15 protein-coding genes are annotated in these 17,623 nt (G+C 53.0%); 4 read left to right on the top strand and 11 right to left on the bottom strand.

All coding sequences use genetic code 11. The annotated features are described in order from the left end of the window. Window positions 1–259: 259 nt before the first annotated feature. Window positions 260–526: a GrxA family glutaredoxin gene (locus EDC52_RS08295; protein WP_131864866.1), complete on the top strand. Its 267-nt coding sequence runs from the start codon at window positions 260–262 to the stop codon at window positions 524–526. Between the two features lie 198 nt (window positions 527–724). On the opposite strand, the gene ybjM is transcribed toward EDC52_RS08295, so the two are convergent. Then, window positions 725–1,093 carry an inner membrane protein YbjM gene (gene ybjM, locus EDC52_RS08290; RefSeq protein ID WP_131864865.1) on the bottom strand — a complete coding sequence of 123 codons (369 nt, stop codon included), beginning with the start codon at window positions 1,091–1,093 and terminating at the stop codon, window positions 725–727. Window positions 1,094–2,610: 1,517 nt separating this feature from the next. Between ybjM and EDC52_RS08285 the strand changes: the two genes are divergently transcribed. Then, the gene (locus tag EDC52_RS08285) at window positions 2,611–3,903 is read left to right on the top strand and encodes a serine/threonine transporter (protein ID WP_131864864.1); all 1,293 of its coding nucleotides are present in this window, start codon (window positions 2,611–2,613) and stop codon (window positions 3,901–3,903) included. Between the two features lie 36 nt (window positions 3,904–3,939). On the opposite strand, the gene EDC52_RS08280 is transcribed toward EDC52_RS08285, so the two are convergent. The 4 genes from EDC52_RS08280 to EDC52_RS08265 all read right to left on the bottom strand — a co-directional run bounded on the left by EDC52_RS08280 (window position 3,940) and on the right by EDC52_RS08265 (window position 7,938). Further along, window positions 3,940–5,142 carry a serine hydrolase gene (locus EDC52_RS08280; RefSeq protein WP_131864863.1) on the bottom strand — a complete coding sequence of 401 codons (1,203 nt, stop codon included), beginning with the start codon at window positions 5,140–5,142 and terminating at the stop codon, window positions 3,940–3,942. A 218-nt stretch (window positions 5,143–5,360) separates the two neighbouring features. Then, complete coding sequence (locus tag EDC52_RS08275; RefSeq protein WP_131864862.1) at window positions 5,361–6,020, bottom strand: methionine ABC transporter permease; 660 nt, start codon at window positions 6,018–6,020, stop codon at window positions 5,361–5,363. After that, entirely contained in the window at window positions 6,013–7,029 is a 1,017-nt protein-coding gene (locus EDC52_RS08270) for a methionine ABC transporter ATP-binding protein (RefSeq protein WP_131864861.1), read from the bottom strand. The genes EDC52_RS08275 and EDC52_RS08270 overlap by 8 nt, the downstream gene beginning before the upstream one ends. 63 nt (window positions 7,030–7,092) lie before the next feature. Beyond that, window positions 7,093–7,938, bottom strand: a complete 846-nt coding sequence (locus EDC52_RS08265; RefSeq protein ID WP_131864860.1) for a MetQ/NlpA family ABC transporter substrate-binding protein — start codon at window positions 7,936–7,938, stop codon at window positions 7,093–7,095. 230 nt (window positions 7,939–8,168) lie between these two features. Between EDC52_RS08265 and EDC52_RS08260 the strand changes: the two genes are divergently transcribed. Beyond that, the gene (locus tag EDC52_RS08260) at window positions 8,169–8,795 is read left to right on the top strand and encodes a glutathione S-transferase family protein (protein WP_131864859.1); all 627 of its coding nucleotides are present in this window, start codon (window positions 8,169–8,171) and stop codon (window positions 8,793–8,795) included. 52 nt (window positions 8,796–8,847) lie between these two features. Here the strand turns inward: EDC52_RS08260 and EDC52_RS08255 are convergent, their stop codons facing one another. Further along, on the bottom strand, window positions 8,848–9,960 hold the full coding sequence (locus tag EDC52_RS08255; RefSeq protein WP_230468002.1) for a PQQ-dependent sugar dehydrogenase: 1,113 nt from the start codon (window positions 9,958–9,960) through the stop codon (window positions 8,848–8,850). A 262-nt stretch (window positions 9,961–10,222) separates the two neighbouring features. On the opposite strand from EDC52_RS08255, the gene EDC52_RS08250 reads away from it, so the two are divergent. Then, window positions 10,223–11,050 carry a 5'-nucleotidase, lipoprotein e(P4) family gene (locus EDC52_RS08250; RefSeq protein WP_131864857.1) on the top strand — a complete coding sequence of 276 codons (828 nt, stop codon included), beginning with the start codon at window positions 10,223–10,225 and terminating at the stop codon, window positions 11,048–11,050. 52 nt (window positions 11,051–11,102) lie between these two features. Here EDC52_RS08250 and gsiD read toward each other — a convergent pair whose 3' ends face one another. From gsiD to EDC52_RS08225, 5 genes are read right to left on the bottom strand one after another with little or no spacing between them, the layout of a single operon-like run. Then, window positions 11,103–12,008 carry a glutathione ABC transporter permease GsiD gene (gene gsiD, locus EDC52_RS08245; RefSeq protein WP_131864856.1) on the bottom strand — a complete coding sequence of 302 codons (906 nt, stop codon included), beginning with the start codon at window positions 12,006–12,008 and terminating at the stop codon, window positions 11,103–11,105. Between the two features lie 9 nt (window positions 12,009–12,017). Next, window positions 12,018–12,938, bottom strand: a complete 921-nt coding sequence (gene gsiC, locus EDC52_RS08240; RefSeq protein ID WP_131864855.1) for a glutathione ABC transporter permease GsiC — start codon at window positions 12,936–12,938, stop codon at window positions 12,018–12,020. Window positions 12,939–12,949: 11 nt separating this feature from the next. Further along, window positions 12,950–14,488, bottom strand: coding sequence for a glutathione ABC transporter substrate-binding protein GsiB (gene gsiB / locus EDC52_RS08235; protein ID WP_196237754.1), 1,539 nt, complete (start codon window positions 14,486–14,488; stop codon window positions 12,950–12,952). 30 nt (window positions 14,489–14,518) lie between these two features. Further along, the gene (locus EDC52_RS08230) at window positions 14,519–16,516 is read right to left on the bottom strand and encodes a dipeptide ABC transporter ATP-binding protein (RefSeq protein WP_131864853.1); all 1,998 of its coding nucleotides are present in this window, start codon (window positions 16,514–16,516) and stop codon (window positions 14,519–14,521) included. Continuing rightward, window positions 16,516–17,472: an isoaspartyl peptidase/L-asparaginase family protein gene (locus EDC52_RS08225; RefSeq protein ID WP_131864852.1), complete on the bottom strand. Its 957-nt coding sequence runs from the start codon at window positions 17,470–17,472 to the stop codon at window positions 16,516–16,518. The genes EDC52_RS08230 and EDC52_RS08225 overlap by 1 nt, the downstream gene beginning before the upstream one ends. Between the last annotated feature and the right edge of the window lie 151 nt (window positions 17,473–17,623).

Genomic DNA, 17,623 nt, shown 5'->3' with positions numbered 1-17,623 from the left:
GGTAGCTCGAGCATGCTCATACTGAGGGACAGTTATAATAATCCGCAGGTGCGGTTCGGTCGAGTATTTTGCTGCCCAAGGGGTCAGTATCCGCGATTACCCTACCGGTTCAGCAGGCTGATAGCCCCAGGGAATGACAGCGAAAGGGATAATCTGCTTTTTTTTCTGCTTATCAGCAGGCATAGTGAGGCTAAACAAGAGACGAATAATAAGTTGCATGTCGTTTCATTGGTTCACATTCATGTGTAAAGGAGTAACTATGTTTGCTGTCATTTTCGGGCGTCCGGGCTGTCCTTATTGTGTGCGCGCTAAAGAGCTGGCTGAAAAACTGACTGTTGAACGGGATGACTTTACCTTCCGCTACGTTGATATCCATGCTGAAGGCATTTCCAAAGCCGACCTGTCCAAAACGGTAGGAAAGCCGGTAGAGACGGTTCCGCAAATTTTTCTCGATCAGGTACATGTAGGTGGTTATACCGACTTTGAAGCCTACGCCCGTGAAAATCTAAGCCTGTATCAGGCATAAAATGGCTACTGCCCGCAGCGCTCTTTTCAGGGCCGGTGTGTCCTTAAAGGGCGTTGCGCTTTTCCTCAAGGCGCTGCGCTTTTTTTCAAAGGCATTGCGCTTTTTTTCAAAGGCGTTGCGCTTTTCCTCATCCACTTTTACCCTCTAGTGCGGATGTTCACTTCCCAACAAGTGCTGGTCTGTGGTCGCTGGGCCAAACTAATGCAGTGGACGTTTAAATACCCTGACGATAAAATAGCTGCTTAAGGCACCAAAACCGCACCAAAATACCGCGCTCAGCAGGTAGGCCAACTGATGCCACAGCGTATAGTTCACGCTCTGAGCCAGATAAAACATCAACAGGCACAGGGGGGTAGCGCAAAGGGCGCCCAACATCGGTCCGATGACGCCCTGCTCCGCCGACAGCATGCTTCCAGCCATGCCCGGCAGAATAAACAGCAGCAAGCCTAATTCGGCACCGGTGGCAGCAGCGTTATCCCATTGGGCGAGGCCACTCTTCTGGCTGATGAATACCAGCACAAAAAGTACAGCAGAACTGATGATGCCTGCATTACGTCGTTTAATCATGGTGATAAGCGCCCCTCATTATTACCGATACTTACATTGGCCTGCAGTTCGTCGTAACATGATGTAAAGAATAAAAATGAGAATAAATAAATATCGCTGGTCCCTGCTTCTGACATATGACGATGAAAAAAAGCAGGCAAATAAGCGGTGACGTTATGCCCGATTAGCCAGAACAAACCATTGCCCACAGCAAATAGGCCACTGCCGGTTAAGCTCCAGCAACAGGCGACAAGATACCCATGAGGGTAAAGTTACTTTATAAAGTTATTTATATCAAGACGTTGCTGGTAACAGATAGGTTATGAGACCGCAGTGCAAAAGTCGCTGAATTGTTAATTAGCCATGACATTTCATGATACACACGGCGGCCAGCTAAAAATTAATCATTGAGCTGCCTTATATTTAATCTTACAAGCCAGTCATTCATCAGCAGTTTTTTAATCATCCCCTTCTGGCTGCAGACCGCGCCCGGCTTACACTGGCATGCCTGATGACGGTGTTATTTGTTAAATCTTTTCCAATAATATTTTTAATCATTGCATTAAAAGCAGCCATTACTCAGCGATAAATTCATCCAGTTCGGTTTACCTGGCGCGTCTGCTCAAACAACAGCATAAAAAAACACATTTTTTTTAACACCCTCAGAACTTTTTTTGTGGGTGAGAGTCTGAATTTACGCCACTGCTTTTCTTTGAAGTCCCCATATTGAGGAGCCCGACCGTCCCGCCTTTTAGGTTCAAGACGTTCGGGTTTTTTATTGTCTCACTGTCCTTACGCCCGCCATGATCGGTTGATCCGCTGCCCCCACGTTCACCGCAGTATACTGCTGGCTTCATCACTCACCGCATGATTGCTCCTTCCTTGCAGCCTTGGGTGTTTGCATTTTTTATGCGCTAAACGTGCTGTCAATTATTGCTGATAGTATTACCTATTAGCCCAGGCCATCGAACATATGATTATCAGCCCGTCAAAATTGCATTAATTTTCAGTTAATATACACGTGTTAGGTTTAATACCACATGGCGTGGTATTACAACTTCATACACAGTAACGCATGTTATTTCACCCAGTAAGGTATATAGATCACCTATCAAAATGTTTACTGAATATTCTAAAGCGGCGACATTACCCGACGCCAAACATTCAGTATTTTTATCAACCGATATGATATTAATTTTATTGTTTAAATTTAATGAGTTATCTTCTTATTTACCTTGCCTGATCTTCTGCATAAATTTAACTCAACTGATGAGTGAATCACGTTACCCTTATTAATTGGCACTTTTATTACTTGAAGCGATAATTCATAATTAAGTTATCTCTGTCAAAAAAATCAAATTTAAACATGAATCTTGTCTGTAAAATCTTTATGATTGCAGTCGATCTTATCTTGGAACTGAATAAGGTCATAAAATAATCATAACTGCCATAACTCGCGCTTGTAGATCAAAAGCGGTGAAAAGATAAACAATGTTCATGGCTAAAGCCTGCAAACACCTATGTGCTTCGGAGATTTAATGGATAACGCTCATTCAAACACCTGCCCCGCAACCAAAGCGGCAACAGGGCGAACCTGGCTCAATTCGGATATGGTCTGGATGCTGGGGCTTTACGGAACGGCGATCGGCGCAGGCGTGTTGTTTTTGCCAATCAATGCCGGCATCGGCGGGTTGCTGCCGCTGCTGATAATGGCGGTGCTGGCTTTTCCGATGACCTATTATTCACACCGGGGCATGACGCGGTTTGTATTATCAGGCAGCCTGGAAAGTAAAGATATCACCGATGTGGTCAGCGAGCATTTCGGCAAAAAAATAGGTAAAGCGATCACCTTTCTTTACTTCATGGCAATTTATCCGATTCTGCTGGTCTACAGCGTCGCCATCACCAATACCGTTGAAAGTTTCATAACGCATCAATTGGGTAGCCAGGCACCGCCGCGCGCGCTGCTGGCGCTGGTGCTGATTGTCGGCCTGATGGCAATCATCAGCCTTGGCCGGGATGTCATCGTCAAAGTCATGAGCATGCTGGTGTTCCCCTTTGTCGCCGTACTGGTATTCCTGGCGCTCTATCTGGTGCCTTACTGGACGACGGCGATTTTTGATGCCCCGCTGGTTGCCGGTGCAGACGAGGGCAACAGCCTTATCAGCGTCCTGTGGCTGGCGGTGCCGGTAATGGTGTTCTCATTCAACCATTCGCCGATCATTTCCTCTTTCGCCATGTCTAAACGTGATGAATACGGCCCGCAGGCCGAGAAGAAATGTTCCGCTATCCTGGCAGTGAGCCATCTGATGATGGTGCTGACCGTGATGTTCTTCGTGTTCAGCTGTGTACTGAGTCTGTCCCCTGCGAGCCTGGCTGAGGCCAAAGCACAGAATATCTCTATTCTTTCCTACCTGGCCAACCATTTTGACAACCCGTACATCGCCCTGCTGGCGCCGATAATCGCTTTCGTCGCCATCACAAAATCGTTTCTGGGCCATTATCTGGGCGCCAGTGAAGGCTTTACCGGCTTGATATCCAGCGCGCTGGAGAGAAATGGCAAGAAACCGAGCGCCGGTTTGCTCAACAAACTGACGGCCCTGTTCATGTTGGTAACCTCATGGGCGGTGGCTACGCTTAATCCCAGCATTCTCGGCATGATAGAGACCCTGGGCGGGCCAATCATCGCCATGCTGCTGTTCCTGATGCCGATGTATGCCATTAGCAAAGTACCGGCCATGGCGAAATACCGTGGTGTCGCCAGTAACTACTTTGTCTGGCTGATGGGCCTGGTTGCGATGAGCGCCATTGTGTATAAGCTGCTGGGTTGAATATACTGAAGCACCGGCATCCGCCGGTGCTCTGGTTTAACCCCAAACGGAAGCAAACAGTCCTTTTACCTTTAATACAATCCAATCCCAGATGTTGCCGATAAAATTCCCTTTCTCTACCGCTTCCATTACCACCAGCGGGCGTTGTTCAATCACTTTGCCATCCAGCATAAAATCGATGGTTCCCACCTGTTGATGCAAGGCCAGTGGCGCCTCAAGCTGGGGTGAAGTCAGGGTGAAGGTGGCCTTCAAATTCTTCAGTTGCCCTTTGGGCAGTGTGACGGCCGCATTCTTGGCAACCCCAAGATTGACCTCGCCGGCATCGCCAAACCAAACTTTCTGACGGGTAAAAGCACGATCGGTGGTGATTGGCGTTACCGTCTCATAAAAACGAAAACCCCAGGTCAGCAGTTTTTCGCTTTCACGAAAGCGTACGCCGTCAGTGGGCGCGCCGAGCACCACTGATATCAACCGCATGCCGTTGTCGGTCGCCGAAGCCACCAGGTTATGGCCCGCACCGTCGGTATAGCCGGTTTTAACACCGTCGACCTGCAGATTACCGTTCCACAGCAGGCGATTGCGGTTCGGCTGCTTGATGCGGTTATAGGTAAACTCTTTTTCCTTATGAATAGCGTATTCATCCGGCACGTCACGGATCAGCGCCTGACTAAGCAGGGCCATATCACGAGCAGTACTGTATTGGCCTTCGGCATCCAGGCCGTGCACCGTGAGGAAATGGGTATTGGCCAACCCGAGCGCTTTGGCATATTGGTTCATCAGGCTAACAAAGGCATCCTGGCTGCCGGCGACATAGTCGGCCAGTGCAATACTGGCATCATTACCGGACTGGATGACCATGCCTTTATTCAACTGGGACAAAACGACCTGCTCGCCTGGCTTGAGGAACATCAACGACGACCCGCGCAGCACCGGATTGCCGGTCGCCCAGGCATCTTTGCCGATAGTGACCTGATCCTCTGAGTGTATTTTGCCGACTTTAAGCGCCTGACCGATGACATAGCTGGACATGATCTTGGTCAGGCTGGCCGGATCAAGACGCTGGTCGGCATTCGACTCGGCCAGGACCTTGCCGCTCTGATAGTCGATCAGGATAAATGCTTTTGCATCAATCTGTGGAGCGGCCGGCGGTGTGTCAGCCCTTGCGCCCAGAGTGGTGAAGATGATTAGGGTGCCAGCGGAGAGCACGATGTTCTTGGTATAAGACAGAGTTTTCTTCATGACGTGGCCAGAGTATCCATTCGGTGATGGTTACCGCGTTACTCACGGTAGCGGATTGAGTGTAACGACCTGATTCAAATCTGAAGTCAGCAGGTTTGTTTCATATCTTAACGATTTATCTGTTTTAGACACAAATCAACTTTGCCGGATTACACGCATTTTTCCACTTTTTTCGGTTTTATCACTTGAGGCAGGCCTGAAACCCGCCTCCAGAATCGTCAACCACGTCCACGCCGGTCGGCACGCTGTGCCAGCCAATCGCCCAGTACCTGAACGATCTGTACCAGAATAATAAGCGCCACCACGGTGATGATCATGACATTGGTTTCATAGCGGTAATAGCCAAAGCGAATCGCCAGATCGCCTACCCCGCCGCCGCCGACAATACCTGCCATGGCGGAATAGCCAATCAAGCTCACCAAGGTAATAGTCAGGCCGCGCAGCAGCCCGGCCATGGCTTCCGGCAGCAATACGGTACAGATGATCCGCAGCGGACTGGCGCCAAAGGCTTTTGCCGCTTCGATAATCCCGGGGTCGACTTCACGCAGCGCGCCGTCCACCAGCCGGGCATAAAAAGCAATCGCCGCTACCGAAAGCGGTACGGATGCGGCAATCGGTCCAATGGTGTTGCCCAGCAGATATTGCGTCAGCGGCAGCAGCATCACCAACAGGATAACGAAGGGGATTGAGCGGATGATATTAACCAAAATACTGCCAGTGAGGTAAATAAACCGGTTTTGCCAGAACAGGTGACGGCTGGTAACGTAAATCAGGAACCCCAGCGGCAGACCGCCGATGATGGAAAACAGCGTGGCGATGCCTACCATTTGAAAAGTTTCGCCAAAGGCAGCCACCAGATCAAGCCATAAATCAGCCATGCAGTACCTCCACACGAGCGGTGTTGTCCCGGATATAGTTCACTGCTTCAGTGATACGCTCCGGGGTATCCGGATGAGTGAGTAAGGCCACCAATAAGCCGAGTGCGCGCGACCCGATATATTCAATTTTGCCATGAAGAATGTTGACCGAGACGCCAAAGCGGGTGGCGACATCAGACAGCACCGGCTGTTCGGCGGAGGGGCCGATAAACAGTATTTTCAGCAAGGTTCCCTGCAAATCCTGCATCAGGCGTGCAGGCAACTCCAGGTTCAAGGTGTGGGATACCAGTTGGCGGGTAAATTCATGCCGTGGGTTGGCAAAAATATCGAACACATCGCCCTCTTCAACCACCCTGCCTCGGCTCATGACCGCCACCCGATCGCAAATGGACTTTATCACTGCCATCTCATGCGAAATAAGCACGATGGTTATTCCCAGACGGGCGTTAATCTCTTTAAGCAACTGCAGAATGGCGCTGGATGTATCAAGGTCCAGCGCGGATGTCGGCTCATCGCACAGCAGTACCTCGGGTTGATTGGCAATGGCGCGGGCGATACCGACACGCTGTTTCTGACCGCCGCTGAGCTGAGCCGGATAGGCATCAGCTTTGTCAGCCAGTCCCACCAGCGCCAGGATTTCCGGCACTCTCCTGGCGATATCAGCGGTTGATTTACCGGCAGCGCGCAGGCTGAAAGCCACATTGGCAGCAACGGTGCGGGTATGCATCAGATTGAAATGCTGGAAAATCATACCGATTTTCTGTCGCTGTTGACGCAGCGCCCGACCGGTGAGGCCGCTTACCGCAACGCCATTGACTTTTACGGTACCCGCGGTCGGCCGCTGCAGTAGATTGATGGTGCGCAACAAGGTGCTTTTGCCTGCGCCGCTGGCGCCGACGATGCCGTAAACTTCACCCTGGCTGATAGCAAGGCTGACATCATCAACCGCGAGAGAGCCCTGCTGCTTTCCTTGGTGAAAAGCAACACAGATCTTTTGTAACTCAATCATGACCCACAAACTCCTGGAAAACGTCATTTACATACTGCCGCCCTGGCGGGCGGCTGGCTGATACTAAGGCTTGGCCGGTGCGGCCGCTTCCTGCATCCAGGCGGGTTTTTGGAATTGGCTGAATACGGAGCTAGGCTCATTTATCACCGCCGCATACGCCGGCGATTCAACGGCAGCCTTGATATCTTTGACAAAGGGTTGGTTCAGGTCTGCGGTGCGCACGGCAATAACGTTCTTCAGGTTTTCATCAAGCGTTTCCAGCGCCAGTGCAGAAGACAGTTTTAGCCCGGCGGCAAAAGCAAAATTACCGTTGACCAGTGCGCCGCTAGCGCTGTCAAGGGTGCGCGGCAATTGGGCGGCTTCCAGCGGTTTAAACACGATCCCGCGAGGATTCTCGGCAATGTCGCGCTCGGACGCTTTGGTCGGGTCGATATCGGGCTTGATGCTTATCAGCCCAAGCGTTGCCAGAAAGCGCAGACCGCGCGCCAGATTGGTAGGATCATTGGAAAGAGTGACGACATCGCCTTTTTTCAACTGATTAATGGCGGTTAATTTGCGGGAATAAAAACCCATGCTTGCGGTTGGCACAATAATCAAGCCGCTGACTTTGAGGTTTTTATCCGCAGCGAACTTCTCAAGATACAGCGTGTGCTGGAACAGATTGGCGTCAATGCTGCCATTGGCCAGCGCCATATTCGGCTGTACATAATCACTGAATTCCCTGACCACCACTTTATAGCCTTTCTTGGTCAGTTCAGGCTTGATAGCCTGATTGACCATATCGCCATAAGGGCCGGGCGCTACGCCGAACACGATTGTTTTGGCATCGTCCTGAGCCTGAGCTATTTGCAAACCGAAGGCAATAAGACCGGCAGCCAGCAGTCCACGGGCCGTATGAGTTAATATCATGATTTACACTTTCCTGTAGGCAAAAGGCAGTTTCACACTGCAACATAACCTAATGATTAAATCATACTTATCATCAGGATAATGGTGAATATTTGATAATGTATTTTTTTTGAAATAAAAATCTGTTTAATCGCGTTGCAAAAAGCGATTAATACGCTTTTAGCCTATATAAAAGCGTATAATCCAGCTATAGCTAATTTTTAGCGGTTTTTTTATCGAATGAGGCGTGAATGTTAACTATTTGGGGTCGTGAAAACTCAACTAATGTAAAAAAAGTATTATGGTGCGCGGCCGAACTGGATTTAGCCTTTAATTTAATACAGGCCGGTGGGCAGTACGGCAAAATTAAAGAACCGTTATTTTTATCATTGAATCCGAATGGACTGGTGCCTTGCATGCAAGATGATGAAAATGATCTGGTGCTGTGGGAGTCCAATACCATCGTGCGCTATATCGCCGCCCGATTTGGCCAGGATACCTGGCTGTTGAACGATGCCGCTACCCGCGCCCAGTCAGAGAAATGGATGGATTGGACGCTCTCCTCACTGGCGCCAGCCCTGACGCCGGTTTTTATCAATCTGGTCAGGACCCCGGCCAAGCTTCGCGATAGCGCAGCGGTAGCCGCCGGCATCGAAGCATGTGAACGGCTGCTTGATATCGCTGAAACCGCGCTGGAGAAAAAAAGCTGGTTTTCCGGCAACGATTTCGGCATCGGCGATATATCGATGGGCTGCCTGGCCTATAACTGGTTTAGCTTGGCTATCGAACGCAAGCCACGCGGCCGGTTCCAGGAATGGTACGACGGCGTCAGCAGCCGAACCGCATTTAAAACCCGGGTGATGCTGCCCTTGTCGTAATTATCTTGTCAGGCGCGGGGGCACGGCTTGCCCCGCGCGCTGCCAACGGTTTCTACGCCCCGGGAGTAGCCAGGCCCACTTTTAATAATTTGCCGTCGCTTTCATCCGTCAGTACATAAACGTAACCATCCGGGCCGACTCGGACATCTCGAATACGCTCATTCCGATCGGCCAGCAGCCGCTGTTCCCCAGTCACCTTATCGCCGTCCAGGGTCATACGCAGCAACACTTTCTGCTTCAGCGCACCGATAAACACCGAATGCCGCCATTCGCCAAAACGATCGGCATCGTAAAATGCCATCCCGCTGACCGCGGGCGAGCGTTGCCAGAACCAGGCCGGCTGCCGGGTGCCTTCAACAATTTCGCCCTTGGCTTCGGGAATTTTGAGCCCGGAATAATTGATACCATAAGTGGCAATCGGCCAGCCATAGTTAGCGCCGCGGGCAATGATATTTATCTCATCACCGCCGCGCGGACCATGCTCATTCTCCCAGATATCGCCGGTCCAGGGGTTGACCGCCAAACCCTGCGGATTACGGATACCGTATGACCAGATCTCAGGCCGGGCATTCTCATCGTTGACGAACGGATTATCAGGCGGCACTTCACCTGCCGCGGTAAGGCGCACAATTTTGCCCTGATGTTTGTTCAGCTGTTGCGCAGTCGGCCGACGGTTATTTTCACCCAGGGCAATATACAGCATACCCTGGCGATCAAAGGCCAGCCGTCCGCCAAAATGCTCACCCGATGATAGCTTAGGCCGCTGGCGAAAAATAACCTTGAAATCACTCAGCCGCCGGTGGTCTTCGGATAACCTGCCGAACCCTACCGCGGTACCCGCCCCCTCTTCTCCTTCGCCTTTTTCGGCATAGCTAAGATAAATCCGGCGGGACTGCTCAAAGTCGGGCGCGAGCACCACATCAAATAACCCGCCCTGACCATGATGATAAACTTCCGGCGTCCCCTCGATCGGTTCAGATACCTTCTGCCCCGGCTGCCACAGACGCAGTTTGCCTGGACGTTCGGTAATAAGCATGGCCGGCGTACCGGGCAAGAAAGCCAGCGACCAAGGATTTTCCAATCCTTCCACCAACACCGCAACCTGGACTTTCCGGGCATCGGCCGCCGGTTCAGCGGCGACGGACGGGGCTGCGGCGATGGTCATGCCGAGCGTAAAAATCAGGGGTGTGATCCAGCGCATCTGTATCCCTCCTTAAAGACCCTTCTAAGCGTAGGAATGGATAAGCAGATATGCGAACGGCCGAGACGGCTTTTACATTTTCTGACAAAGCGGATTTGATGCCAGCAGATATTAAACTTTTGTTATTAATTAATTGCATGTTATTAATTGATTAACATATTTATTATTTAATATGGCAACTTTGAACCGATTTTCGGTTCACGGTGGTTTCCCCTAAGGAGTCAATATGCAAAAGTATTCCGGCCGCCTGTCCGTTATCGCCCTCAGCCTGCTGCTGGGCGCCTGCGCCCCGCATTACCAGACGGTTTCCCCTGATAACAGCCAGGCAAAACTCTCCCAACAAGCCGTGCTAGCGGTTAACTGGATGCAGCAATCAGGTGAGATTAGCGCCTTGGCATATCAGGCGTTTAACGCCGCAGAATCGGCGTTTATTTCAGCCAACGCACGCCCCGGACTGAAAAAAGCGGTGGTGGTCGATCTGGATGAAACGATGATAGACAACAGCGCTTATGCTGGCTGGCAAATCGTGCGCAACCAGCCGTTTGCCGATGATACCTGGAGCCAGTGGACCCAGGCCAGGGAAGCCAAGGCACTGCCTGGAGCAGTCTCCTTCTCTCATTTCATCAAAGATCATGGCGGGCAAATATTTTATGTTTCCAATCGATCTCAGCAGGATTATACCGCGACGCTGGATAATCTGCAGGCCCTGGGATTCGCCGATGTCAGCAGTAAAACTCTGCTGCTTAAACCGATTAACGGCAACTCTGATAAACAACAGCGTTTTAACGCGGTAGAACAACAGGGATATGACATCGTGGTGTTTGTCGGCGATAACCTGAATGATTTCAGCAGCGAAAATTATCATAAGCTGAACACGCAGCGTCGCGATTTCGTCAATCGCCATCAGCGTGAATTCGGACGTAAATATATCGTATTGCCTAATCCCTCCTATGGTGATTGGGAAGGAGGGATGTCCAAACAGTACTTCAAGACCGATAATCAGGGGAAACTGAAAATACGGGCTTCGCTTATTGATGCCTGGGACGGTAAGTAGTCGGGGTGGGCAGGCATCGCAGCCGATAACACTGTGATGCCACTTTGAAGGCTTAATGCTTCAGTTTCGGATCCAGGGCGTCGCGCAGACCGTCGCCCAACAGGTTGAAAGCAAGCACCGTTAAAAATATCGCCAGGCTGGGCATAATGGCCACATGCGGAGCAATGACCATATCGGCGCGCGCTTCATTCAGCATAGCGCCCCATTCCGGCGTTGGCGGCTGTGCGCCCAATCCGAGAAATGACAGACTGGCAGCGGTGATAATCGATGTACCGATACGCAGGGTAAAATACACCACGATCGATGACAGGGTACCGGGCAGGATATGTCGGAAGATAATCGTCCGGTCAGGCGCGCCAATGCTTTTGGCCGATTCGATATAGGTCTGGTGTTTAAGTACCAGGGTATTGCCGCGCACCAGCCTGGCGAAAGCCGGAATACTGAAAATGGCCACCGCAATAATCACATTCGACATGCCTGACCCCATGATCGCCACCACCGCAATGGCCAGCAGGATACCGGGGAAAGCGAACAGTACGTCGCAGATACGCATGATGATACGATCCCACCAGCCTTCATAGTACCCCGCCACCAGACCCAGCACGATGCCGACCGCCATCCCGAGTATGACCGAAAAGACGCCGGCGGCGAGGGAAATGCGGGTGCCCATCAGGATACGGCTGAAAATATCCCGCCCCAGCGAGTCAACACCCAGCCAGTGAACCAGCGACGGGCCTTCATTCAGCCGATCATAGTCAAAATAGTTTTCAGCATCGAACGGCACCAGCCAAGGTGCCAGCAAAGCCGCCGCGATCAGCAGAATAACAAATGCCCCTGCCGCCATGCCTAGCGGCTGCCGCTTGAATCGCCGCCAGAATTCACGCCAGGGCGTACGCACGCGATGCGGATCAATTACCGGCATCGCCGCCATCGCCGCCTCTCTGCGCCAGAATTTCATCACGCTTCCTTACTTGTATCGAATTGAAGGATTGATGGCGGCATAAAGCATATCCACCAGCAAATTGATGACGATAAACTCCAGTGAAAACAGCAATACTTCCGCCTGAATCACCGGGTAATCACGCATGGTGACCGAGTCCACCAGCAACCGGCCGAGGCCAGGCCAGTTGAACACCACCTCAACCACAATAGACCCGCCCAGCAGAAAGCCAAACTGCAGTCCCATCATGGTAATCACCGGGATCATGGCGTTGCGCAGGCCATGCTTGATGATGACCCGGCTTTCCTGCACGCCCTTGGCGCGAGCGGTGCGCATATAATCTTCCTGCATAACCTCGATAAAGGAGGCCCGGGTAAAGCGCGCCATGATGGCCGCCACCGCAGCTCCCAAGGTTATAGAGGGCAGTAGATAGTGACTGGGGGTGTCCGCTCCAACTGTCGGCAGCCAACCAAGCTGAACCGAGAAAACCTGCATCAGCAGGATCCCCAGGGCAAAGGCCGGAAAGGAAATCCCCGAAACGGCAAGCGTCATTCCCAGTCGATCGGGCCAGCGATTACGCCATACCGCCGAGATAATCCCCAGCGCCATGCCAAAAATCACCGACCAGATCATGCTGGACAGGGTAAGCCACAGGGTAGGCATGAAGCGGGAAGCGATTTCACTGCTGACCGGCCGCTTGGAAATCAATGAATTTCCGAAATCCCCCTGTAGCGCATTAACGATAAAATGAACAAATTGCTCAGGCAGGGGCCGGTCCAGCCCCAAATCCTGGCGTATAAGCGCTATAACTGACGCATCCGCCTCCGGTCCCGCCGCCAGGCGGGCCGGATCGCCGGGCAACAGGTGTACAAACATAAACACCAGTACCGCGACGATCAGCAGCGTCGGAACAAGCCCCAACAGCCGTTTGATAAAATAATTCAGCATCGTGGTCTGAGTTATTTAAGGTCAATCTGCGAGAATTCAAACGACGTATCCGGCATCACATAGAAGCCGGTCAGGCTCTTACCATGGGCATACAGTAATTTCTCGGTAGCCAGGAACGCCCAAGGGGCATCTGCCCAGATTTTGTCCTGCGCATCTTTATACAGACGGGTTTTTTCGGCCCGGTCAGTGGTTTTCAGCGCATCGGCCAGATCTTTATCGACCTGTGGATTGCTGTAAAAAGCGGTGTTAAACAGCGCCGGCGGTGCTGACTGGCTGGCAAACAGCGGCGTCAGCGCCCAATCGGCCTCCCCGGTGGAGGCTGACCAGCCGGTATAGAACAGTCTAACTCCGGTCTCTTTTACCCCCTTGGCTTCAACTTCGGCGGCGCGCTGACCGGCATCCATCGCCAGAACCGTGACCTTGATACCGACCTGGGCCAACTGTTGCTGGGTGAACTGCAGCACTTTCTGCGCGGTACTGTGATTATGGGAAGACCATAGCGTGGTGGTGAAACCGTTCGGGTAGCCGGCTTCTTTCAACAGCTCACGCGCCTTGGCCGGATCATAAGGCCAGGGCTGGTATTTCACCGCATAGTCGATACCCTGCGGCACCGGGCCCTGAGCTGGTTCGGCATAGCCGGCAAAGGCGACCTTGACCAGCGCTTCTTTATTGATGGCATAGTTAATCGCCTGGCGCACTTTAAGATTATCGAACGGTTTTTGCGTCACGTTAAAGCTGATATACCGTTGGAGAATCGATGGGGCCGCGACCAGATCGATTTTACTGTTTTTCTCCAGCACTTTGGCCTGCTCGTAGGGGATCGGATAGGCGGCATTCGCCTCGCCGGTCTGCAGCATAGCGGCGCGGGTATTGTTGTCTACCACGGGTCGCCAGGTGATGCTGTCGAGCTTGGCTGCGTCTTGCTGCCAGTAGCCATCAAAACGTTTTACCTTGACGAAATCGGTCTGATTCCAGGTTTCAAGTTCATAAGGGCCGGTACCGACCGGATGGAAGCCGATTTCCTTACCATATTTTTTCAACGCTGCCGGTGAAATGATCGCCGCCGCCGGATGAGCCAGGTTGTTAAGGAAGGCGGAGAATGGCTGTTTGAGGGTTATTTTAACCGTATAGGGATCGACGACCTCGGTTTTATCGATCATTTTGAACAGGTTATATCGTTTCAGCCGGTTATCCGGGTTGCTGGCCCGATCCAGGTTGACCTTTACCGCTTCGGCATTGAAATCGGTGCCGTCCTGGAACTTAACGCCCTGATGAACCTTGATGGTATAGGTTAGCCCGTCCGGGCTGGCCTCATAGCTTTCAGCCAGCACATTGATTTGCTTCATATCCTTATCAAAGCCGAACAATCCTTGGTAGAAGGATTTAGCCACCGCCTGCGACAAGGTATCATTGGCATCATAAGGGTCGAGGCTGGTGAAGTTTGAATTGACGGCGATAACCGCATCCTTGGCGGCCCAGGCCGGCACAGCGGCAAATGAGGTCACTACTGCGGTGGCAATTAACCAGTTACGCTTACTATTCTTCTGCATCATATCGCTACACTCTCCATGAATAACCGTTCAATAGGCGCCGCCGACCGGATGACGGGCGACATAGTGCCCCTCCCCGACCTGAACGAGCGGCGCGACAATGGGCTCATTGCCCAGCGCCCGGACGGGGCTGGGTATTTCATCTAGCTGTAATGCCATTTCGCGATGCCGCCGCAGCGGGTCAGCGACCGGCACGGCAGACATCAGTTTTCGGGTATAGGGATGTTGGGGGTTATCAAACAGCTGGCGGCGCGGGCCGATTTCTACAATCTGGCCCAGATACATCACCGCGACTCGATGGCTGATACGCTCCACCACCGCCATATCATGAGAAATAAATAGAAAAGCAATGCCCAACTCGCGCTGCAGATCGAGCATCAGGTTAATAATTTGCGCCTGGATAGACACATCCAGCGCCGATACCGACTCGTCGGCAATCACCACTTTGGGATTCAGCGCCAGGGCCCTGGCGATGCAGATACGCTGACGCTGGCCGCCGGAAAATTCATGGGGATAGCGTTGGGCATGCTCTGGCAGCAGGCCGACGCGCTTCAGCAGATCAGACACGCGCTGTTCAGCCTCTTTTCCTGACATCACCCGATGAATCAGCAGCGGTTCCATGATCGAATAACCAACGGTGATACGCGGATCAAGCGATGCATAGGGATCCTGGAATATAAACTGGATATCGCGCCGTAGGTGCTGCAGGTCGGCTCCTGCCAAGCCATTGATCAGTTTGCCGTTGAAAATTATTTCGCCACCCTGGCTGTCCACCAGCCTCAGCAATGAGCGGCCGGTCGTGGACTTGCCGCAGCCGGACTCGCCCACCAGGGCCAGCGTCTCTCCGGGATAAAGCGAGAAACTGACTTTTTCAACCGCATGCACGCGGCGAGTGACTCGATTCAAGATACCGCTGCGGATATCGAATCGAGTCACCAAATCCCGCACTTCCAGGATGGGCGCCGAGCCCAAGGGCGCAACGGTATCTTGCCCCAAAGCCGGGGCGGCAGGCGTGCCCACCGGGGCAACGGTATCTTGCCCCAAAGCCAGAGCGGCAGGCGTGCCCATATGTCCGTCTCTGACCTGCCCCAGGGCAGGGACCTCAAGGGTCCCAACGGCTGCGACATTGACCTGGGGAAACTTGGCCGGATAATCAGTATTCGCCATAGACCCCAGGCGCGGCACCGCCGCCAGCAAAGCGCGGGTATAGGGCTCGCGGGGAGCGGCAAACAGGGTTTCCACCGCTGCGGACTCGACATTATCTCCTCGGTACATCACCAGCACCCGGTCGGCCATTTCAGCCACTACGCCCATATCGTGGGTAATGAAAATGACCGCCATCCGCATTTCCTGCTGCAGCAGGGTAATAAGCTGTAAAATCTGTGCCTGGATAGTCACATCCAGCGCGGTGGTTGGCTCATCGGCAATCAGCAGTTGTGGGCGGCAGGATAATGCCATGGCGATCATGACACGCTGTCGCATACCGCCTGAGAGCTGATGAGGATAGCGATCCAGTATATTGCGGGCCTCGGGAATACGTACTAAATCCAGCATCCTCAGCGCTTCCCGGCGGGCGCTGCGGTGATCTTTTCCCTGATGCAACCGTATGGACTCAGCTATCTGTTCGCCCACTGGGAAGACCGGGTTGAGCGAGGTCATCGGTTCCTGGAATATCATCGCCATATCAGCGCCGCGCAGCGCGCGTAAACGCGCTGGTGAGGCACTGGCCAAATCAATGACGTTGCCAGTGCGAGGTCGGAACAGCATCGCCCCGCCGCTGATGTCGCCTCCCCCCTGTTCAACCAGTCGCATCAGTGCCAGCGACGTCACTGATTTGCCGGAACCGGACTCACCCACGATGGCCAGGGTTTCGCCTTGGTCCACATGAAATGAGAGATTCCTGACCGCTTCAATCCGCTGGCCTTCCTGGTTAAAACCCACGCTCAGGGATCGCACGTCCAACACCCGTTCCGTCGGCAACAGCAGCCCGCCGGACACCTCCCCCCTGGCCGGGGCCGACGATGCCATCAGCGGTAAATCCCTATATCGGGTACTGAGCCGACATAGCCGACGCCCCGGTACATGCCTTCACTGTTAAAAGGCAGCGCAACATTTCCCTGGGCATCTACCGCGATCAGTCCGCCGGAGCCACCGAGCAACGGAATTTTGTCGAAAATAACCCGCCGGGCGGCATCGGCGAGAGAAAGTCCGCCATAGGCCATCATGGCCGCGACGTCATAAGCGGCGACCCGACGCATAAAAACTTCACCACTGCCGGTGCAGGACACTGCCGCGGTCGCATTATCGGCGTAGCAGCCAGCGCCGATGATCGGGGAATCCCCTACCCGCCCGGCCTGCTTGTTGACCATCCCGCCGGTCGATGTAGCGGCGGCCAGATTTCCCAAGCCATCACATGCTACCGCGCCGACCGTGCCGAATTTACGGTCAGGATCTATCGGATCGACAGCCAGCGTTGCCGAGTCGTGGTCAAGCATCGCGCCCTGCCGTTCCGCCAGCAGCCGTTGTAATTGCCGGTAGCGTTCATCGGTTGAAAAAAATGCAGGCGATACCGCTTCCAGCCCCTGAGAAAGCGCGAATGCCTCCGCCCCCTGGCCGGTGAACATCACATGTTCACTGTGTTGCATCACCGCGCGGGCCGCCAGGACAGGATTGCGCACTCGCGTCACACCGCATACCGCACCCGCCTCGAGGGTAGCGCCATCCATGATGCTGGCATCCAGTTCATGGCTGCCCTGGTGGGTAAACACCGAGCCGATGCCGGCATTGAACAGCGGGCATTCTTCCAACTGCCGCACGGCTTCGGTCACCGCGTCCAGCGCGCTGCCGCCGTCGGCCAGGATGTGCTGTCCATGGGTAACTATCACATTCAAGGCTTGCAAGTAGCGCTGTTCTTTACCGGCACTCATCGCCGATCGGGTTAATGCGCCCGCGCCACCATGGATAACTATTACTGGTTTACTCATCCGCGTCAGTACCCTCTCACCGTGGCCCTAAAACAGCTTTACTGATCATTCAGCGAAAGCGTTAATACCAATAATCAATATAGATAGTTAAAAAAGTAGTAATAAAATTAACATGCTATCTATTTTGACTATATGGGCCGCGACCGCCACT

The sequence above is a fragment of the Biostraticola tofi genome, from assembly GCF_004343195.1.
Classification (GTDB): Bacteria; Pseudomonadota; Gammaproteobacteria; order Enterobacterales; family Enterobacteriaceae; genus Biostraticola; species Biostraticola tofi.
Note: the sequence above shows the minus strand (reverse complement) of the source record. Positions and strands in the feature narration are given on the sequence as shown.

Excerpts from the sequence above, each read along its gene's own strand:
- EDC52_RS08295 (WP_131864866.1), top strand. The coding sequence starts at position 260 with ATGTTTGCTGTCATTTTCGGGCGTCCGGGCTGTCCTTATTGTGTGCGC.
- ybjM (WP_131864865.1), bottom strand. The coding sequence starts at position 1,093 with ATGATTAAACGACGTAATGCAGGCATCATCAGTTCTGCTGTACTTTTT.
- EDC52_RS08285 (WP_131864864.1), top strand. The coding sequence starts at position 2,611 with ATGGATAACGCTCATTCAAACACCTGCCCCGCAACCAAAGCGGCAACA.
- EDC52_RS08280 (WP_131864863.1), bottom strand. The coding sequence starts at position 5,142 with ATGAAGAAAACTCTGTCTTATACCAAGAACATCGTGCTCTCCGCTGGC.
- EDC52_RS08275 (WP_131864862.1), bottom strand. The coding sequence starts at position 6,020 with ATGGCTGATTTATGGCTTGATCTGGTGGCTGCCTTTGGCGAAACTTTT.
- EDC52_RS08270 (WP_131864861.1), bottom strand. The coding sequence starts at position 7,029 with ATGATTGAGTTACAAAAGATCTGTGTTGCTTTTCACCAAGGAAAGCAG.
- EDC52_RS08265 (WP_131864860.1), bottom strand. The coding sequence starts at position 7,938 with ATGATATTAACTCATACGGCCCGTGGACTGCTGGCTGCCGGTCTTATT.
- EDC52_RS08260 (WP_131864859.1), top strand. The coding sequence starts at position 8,169 with ATGTTAACTATTTGGGGTCGTGAAAACTCAACTAATGTAAAAAAAGTA.
- EDC52_RS08255 (WP_230468002.1), bottom strand. The coding sequence starts at position 9,960 with ATGACCATCGCCGCAGCCCCGTCCGTCGCCGCTGAACCGGCGGCCGAT.
- EDC52_RS08250 (WP_131864857.1), top strand. The coding sequence starts at position 10,223 with ATGCAAAAGTATTCCGGCCGCCTGTCCGTTATCGCCCTCAGCCTGCTG.
- gsiD (WP_131864856.1), bottom strand. The coding sequence starts at position 12,008 with ATGAAATTCTGGCGCAGAGAGGCGGCGATGGCGGCGATGCCGGTAATT.
- gsiC (WP_131864855.1), bottom strand. The coding sequence starts at position 12,938 with ATGCTGAATTATTTTATCAAACGGCTGTTGGGGCTTGTTCCGACGCTG.
- gsiB (WP_196237754.1), bottom strand. The coding sequence starts at position 14,488 with ATGCAGAAGAATAGTAAGCGTAACTGGTTAATTGCCACCGCAGTAGTG.
- EDC52_RS08230 (WP_131864853.1), bottom strand. The coding sequence starts at position 16,516 with ATGGCATCGTCGGCCCCGGCCAGGGGGGAGGTGTCCGGCGGGCTGCTG.
- EDC52_RS08225 (WP_131864852.1), bottom strand. The coding sequence starts at position 17,472 with ATGAGTAAACCAGTAATAGTTATCCATGGTGGCGCGGGCGCATTAACC.